Here is a 5,131-nt window from a genome sequence, read left to right as displayed (position 1 = left end):
GGCCGGCCGCCGCGGCGGCGTCCGGGGCCGGACGGTCGGCGGCGGGCAGCGGCGGCGGCGTCCCGCCGAACGCCGGGCATCGGATCTTGTGATCGCACCAGTCGCACAACTTGCTGGGGGTCGCCCGCCAGTCGCCCGTGTGCCGGGCCCGGCTGATGGCCGACCACACGGCGTCGATCTTCCGTTCGGTGGCGCGCAGGTCGCTCTCGTCGGGCTGCACCCGCAGCCAGGTCCGGTCGGCCAGGTAGTACAGCCGCAGCTCGCGGGGGATCACGCCGCGGATCCGCCAGAGCAGGTAGGCGTAGAACTTCATCTGGAACAGCGCCTGGCCCTCGAACGCCGGGCCGGGCGCCCGGCCCGTCTTGTAGTCGACGATCCGTAACGCCGGGCCGTCGCGGGTCGCCGCCTCGTCGAGACGGTCGATGTAGCCGCGCAGCCGCACCCCGGAGCCGAGCACGTGCTCGACGTAGAGCTCCCGGGCCGCCGGGGTGAGAGCGGCGGGGTTCTCCAGGCTGAAGTAGCCGGCGAGCAGGGAGCGGGCCGACTCCAGCCACGCGGCCCGCTCGGCCTCGTCCGCGAACAGGGTGGCAAGCTCCGGCTCCCGGGCAAGCAGGTCGCGCCAGGCCGGCTCCAGCAGCGCCTCGGCGGCGGCGATCGTGCGCCCCGGCGGGGGATGGTCGAACAGCCGCTCCAGGACGGTGTGGACGACCGTCCCGCGCACCGCGGCGGAGCTCGGCGGCTCGGGCAGCCGGTCGATCACCCGGAAGCGGTAGCGCAGGGGACAGCTCATGAAGTCGCCCGCCCGCGACGGCGAGAGCGACCCGACGACACGAATCCGGCCCGCGGGAGGCGGGGCGTCCCCGTCGGGCGCGGGCGGGAGGTCCATGGACGGGCTCATGCCTTCGGACCATAGGCGGCCGGTCCGACAATCCGGACGCCGGCCCCGGGCGGCCGGAGCCGCCGCCCCGTCCCACCCCGTCCCATCCCAGTTCGTCCTGTCCCGTCCCAGTTCGTCCTGTCCCAGTTCGTCACCGGCTCACCTCACCGGCTTCACCGCGGTGCCGACGACGGCCGTGCCGCCGGCACCGGCACTGCCTGGCCGCCCTACGTCGGATACGCCCGACGCGCACCGCCGGTGACGGGGTGTCCCGCCACCGGCAAAGACTCCGTAGCATCGCAGACATGGCCGATCAGCCTGACCAGGTCCCGCGTCCCGGCTCCCCGCACGCCGACGGAGGCGGCCGGCGGGGAGGTGAGCCCGGCCGGCGGCAGCCCGGCATGCTCGTCGGGCGGGTCCGCGGCGTACCGGTGTACCTCTCCCCGCTGGCGCTGCTGTTCGGCCTCATCATCGGCCTGCTGCTGCTGGAGCCCAACCGTGTGCGCCTGCCCGGTGTGGCGGACGGACGGCTGTACCTGCTGGTCGCGATCACCTCCGCCGGGTTCATCGCCTCCCTGGTCCTGCACGAGATCGGCCACTGCCTGACGGCTCTCGGCCTCGGCCTGCGGGTACGCGCGGTGACCGTGCACGGGTTCGTGGGATTCACCGCGATCGAGCCCGAGCCGCCGACCCCCGCCCGGGAGTTCCTGGTCGCCGCCTCCGGTCCGGCCGTCAACGGGGTACTGGCCGGCGTGGGCTTCGCCCTGCTGACCGTGCTGGACGGCGGCACCCAGCCCAGCGTGGTCATACTCGACCTGGCCGTGACCAACCTGCTCCTCTTCGCGTTCAACCTGCTGCCCGGCCTCCCGCTCGACGGCGGCCGGCTGGTCGTGGCCGCCGTCTGGGGCGGCACCCGGGACAGGCTGCGCGGTGTCCGGGCCGGCGCGTACGGCGGCTACGCGGTCGCCGGCCTGCTGGCGCTGTGGGTCCTGCTCTCCCCGGGCAACCGGTTCGCCGGTCTCTACCTGCTGGTGGTGGCGGCGTTCATCGCGCTCGGGGCACACCAGTCGCTGCGCCAGGCGCGGATCTGGATGCGCCTGGTGGGGGTGTCGGCCGGGCGCCTGGTGCGGCGTACCCTACCGGTGCAGGGGGACGTGCCGCTCGCCGAGGCGCTGCGACGCGCCCGGGAGCTCGGAGCGAGCGCGGTAGCCGTGATCGACTCCGCCGGCACACCTTTCAAGATCATGAACGGCTCCGCGGTGGACGCCCTGCCCGAACACCGCCGGCCGTGGATGACCGTGGACGAGGTCAGCCGCACGATCACCCCCGGCATGGTGCTGGCAGCGGAACTAGAAGGCGAGGACCTGTTGGCGGCGGTACGCGGCACACCCGCGAGTGAGTATCTGGTGACGCAGGACGGACGCCCGGTGGGCGTGCTCGCCATGGTCGACCTGGTCGCCCGCATCGACCCGGCGAGCGTCGACCGGCTGGTGAAGCAGCGGTGAGCGTCGAGCCGGTTCCGCACGGTGACGCGGGCGAAGGCGAACCGGTGGCGCACCGGTCACCCACCGGCGCCGCCAACCGTCGCGGGACGTTCACCAAGGGCGACCGCGTCCAGCTCACCGACCCCAAGGGGCGGCGGCACACCGTGACGTTGGAGCCGGGCCGCCAGTTCCACACCCACGCCGGCGCCATCGAGCACGACGACCTGATCGGCCGCACCGAGGGCGTGGTGGTCACCAGCACCGGGGGGACGCCCTACCTGGCGCTGCGCCCGCTGCTGACCGACTTCGTCCTGTCCATGCCGCGCGGCGCCGCCGTGGTCTACCCGAAGGACGCCGCGCAGATCGTGACCTACGCCGACATCTTCCCCGGCGCGCGGGTGCTGGAGGCCGGCGTGGGCTCGGGTGCGCTGTCGTGCTCGTTGCTGCGTGCCGTCGGCGACCAGGGGCTGGTCGTCTCCTACGAACGGCGGGCCGACTTCGCCGAGATCGCGCGCCGGAACGTCGAGACCTTCTTCGGCGGGCCGCACCCCGCCCACGTCCTGCACGTCGGGGACCTCGCCGAGGCGGCCGAGCGGGACGTCGACCGGGTGGTCCTGGACATGCTGGCCCCCTGGGAGGTGCTGGGCACGGCCAGCGCGGCGCTGGTGCCCGGCGGGGTCGTCTGCGCCTACGTCGCCACCACCACGCAGCTGGCCCGTGTCGTCGAGGAGCTGCGTGCCCACGGCACGTTCGCCGAGCCGGCCGCCTGGGAGTCGATGACGCGCACCTGGCACGTGGACGGGCTGGCGGTGCGCCCCGACCACCGGATGGTCGGCCACACCGGCTTCCTCGTGACGGCCCGGCGGCTGGCCGACGGGGTCACCGCCCCGCCGCGGCGGCGGCGGCCCGCCAAGGGCGCGCGTCCCGAGGAGGCACAGGCCTCCGGGACAGTTCAGGCATCCGCCCCGGTGTCGGATTCCTGATGCCGCCACCGCCCGGATGTCGGATTCCCGACATCCGGATGCCGGATTTCGTGACGCTGGGAACAGGCGCCGGGAACATCCGGATGCTCCCGGCGTACGCCCGCCGCCCGGTCCGCTGAGATGTTCCCGGGGTGCCGCCGGATGCCGGTGCACCCGACACCTGATGGGGCGGTGCCCCCGGGTGAGACAGCGCGCCCGGGTGAGACGGTCAGGAGCCGGGGCCGGCCTCGAGGGTCCCGTCGGGGCGCTCGACGTAGATGCAGCTGCCCGGGCAGTCGTCCGCGGCGGCCACGACGTCGTCCACCAGCGGCAGCGGTACCGGCACCGACGCGCCGGCCCGGGTGCGCAGCTCACCGTCGGCGCCCTTGACGTATGCCAGACCGTCAATGTCGAACTCGAACACGGTCGGGGCGAGCTGGACGCAGAGGCCGTCGCCGGTGCACTCCGCCTGGTCCACCCGCACGCGCAACGTCGAGGACGCCGTCGAAGGCGTTGATGCCGCAGAGAAATTCGTGGGCGTTGCCACAGGGCTCCGATCGTCTGTCACCATGGCACCGTAACTCGCTGTTTACGCCAAAGCAGGCCCGTAGTCGTCAGACCGGCGTGCCAGCGGCGGTCACAACGGTAGTGTTGGGTGCGTCCCGGTCAGCACGGGGGAGGTGGAGGCGCGGTGTCCGGTCCCCGTTCGGGCTCTGGCTCCGGTGGGAGTTCGGGCCGTCCAGGCGATGGAGATCCACGAGCGTCGGCGTACGAGAAAGAGGTGCACGAGCTCACAACACAGGTCGCTTTCCTCGAAGAGGAGGTGGCGATGCTGCGGCGCAGGCTCAACGAGTCGCCGCGGCAGGTTCGCGTACTTGAGGAGCGTCTGGCCGAGGCCCAGGCGGACCTCGCCGGCCTCAGCGGGCAGAACGACAGGCTCGTGGCCACACTGCGCGAAGCTCGTGATCAAATCGTCGCCCTGAAAGAAGAAGTCGACCGACTCGCCCAGCCGCCCAGCGGCTATGGGATCTTCATCGGGTCGTACGACGACGGCACGGTCGACGTGTTCACCCAGGGGCGCAAGCTGCGGGTGACGGTGTCGCCGAACGTCGGCGTCGGCGATCTGAGCCCTGGGCAGGAGGTCATGCTCAACGAGGCCCTCAATGTCGTCGACGCGCGCGCGTTCGAGCGGCACGGCGAGATCGTCCTGCTCAAGGAGGTCCTGGAAAGCGGTGACCGGGCTCTGGTCATCGGCCATACCGACGAGGAGCGCGTGGTCCTGCTCGCCCAGCCGCTGCTGGAGGGGCACCTGCGGGCCGGCGACTCGCTGTTGATCGAGACTCGGTCGGGGTACGCGTTCGAGCGCATCCCCAAGTCCGAGGTGGAGGAGCTGGTCCTCGAGGAGGTACCGGACATCGGCTACGAACAGATCGGTGGCCTCAAGGGCCAGATCGAGTCGATCCGGGACGCCGTCGAGCTGCCGTTCCTCTACAAGGAGCTCTTCCTGGAGCACAAGCTGAAGCCCCCGAAGGGCGTCCTGCTCTACGGCCCGCCCGGCTGTGGCAAGACGCTCATCGCCAAGGCGGTGGCCAACTCGCTGGCGAAGAAGGTCGAGGCCCAGACCGGCCAGGGCAGCGGCCGGGCGTTCTTCCTGAACATCAAGGGCCCCGAGCTGCTGAACAAGTACGTCGGCGAGACCGAGCGGCAGATCCGGCTGGTGTTCCAGCGGGCGCGCGAGAAGGCGTCCGAGGGCATGCCGGTGATCGTGTTCTTCGACGAGATGGACTCGATCTTCCGGACCCGCGGGT

General features: G+C 72.2%; 5 protein-coding genes. 3 read left to right on the top strand and 2 right to left on the bottom strand.

What is annotated here, in order from left to right; all coding sequences use genetic code 11:
• Positions 1-886, bottom strand: an 886-nt coding sequence (locus tag NBX02_RS10995; RefSeq protein WP_250291214.1) for a PD-(D/E)XK nuclease family protein, incomplete at its 3' end; no start/stop codon positions are given.
• 296 nt (positions 887-1,182) lie between these two features.
• Between NBX02_RS10995 and NBX02_RS10990 the strand changes: the two genes are divergently transcribed.
• Both NBX02_RS10990 and NBX02_RS10985 read left to right on the top strand, forming a co-directional pair.
• A complete protein-coding gene (locus NBX02_RS10990; protein ID WP_250281426.1) occupies positions 1,183-2,382 on the top strand; it encodes a site-2 protease family protein in 1,200 nt (399 codons plus the stop codon).
• A 44-nt stretch (positions 2,383-2,426) separates the two neighbouring features.
• Positions 2,427-3,344 (top strand): tRNA (adenine-N1)-methyltransferase, encoded by a 918-nt coding sequence (locus tag NBX02_RS10985; RefSeq protein ID WP_250281444.1) that lies wholly within the window; start codon positions 2,427-2,429, stop codon positions 3,342-3,344.
• A 208-nt stretch (positions 3,345-3,552) separates the two neighbouring features.
• Here NBX02_RS10985 and NBX02_RS10980 read toward each other — a convergent pair whose 3' ends face one another.
• Positions 3,553-3,807 (bottom strand): ferredoxin, encoded by a 255-nt coding sequence (locus tag NBX02_RS10980; protein WP_250291212.1) that lies wholly within the window; start codon positions 3,805-3,807, stop codon positions 3,553-3,555.
• 207 nt (positions 3,808-4,014) lie between these two features.
• Here NBX02_RS10980 and NBX02_RS10975 point away from each other — a divergent pair.
• Positions 4,015-5,131 (top strand): AAA family ATPase (locus NBX02_RS10975; RefSeq protein ID WP_250291210.1); only part of this gene is annotated, 1,117 nt, incomplete at its 3' end.

This window comes from Protofrankia sp. CiP1_Cm_nod1, from assembly GCF_920888515.1.
Taxonomy (GTDB): domain Bacteria; phylum Actinomycetota; class Actinomycetes; order Frankiales; family Frankiaceae; genus Protofrankia.
Note: the sequence above shows the minus strand (reverse complement) of the source record. Positions and strands in the feature narration are given on the sequence as shown.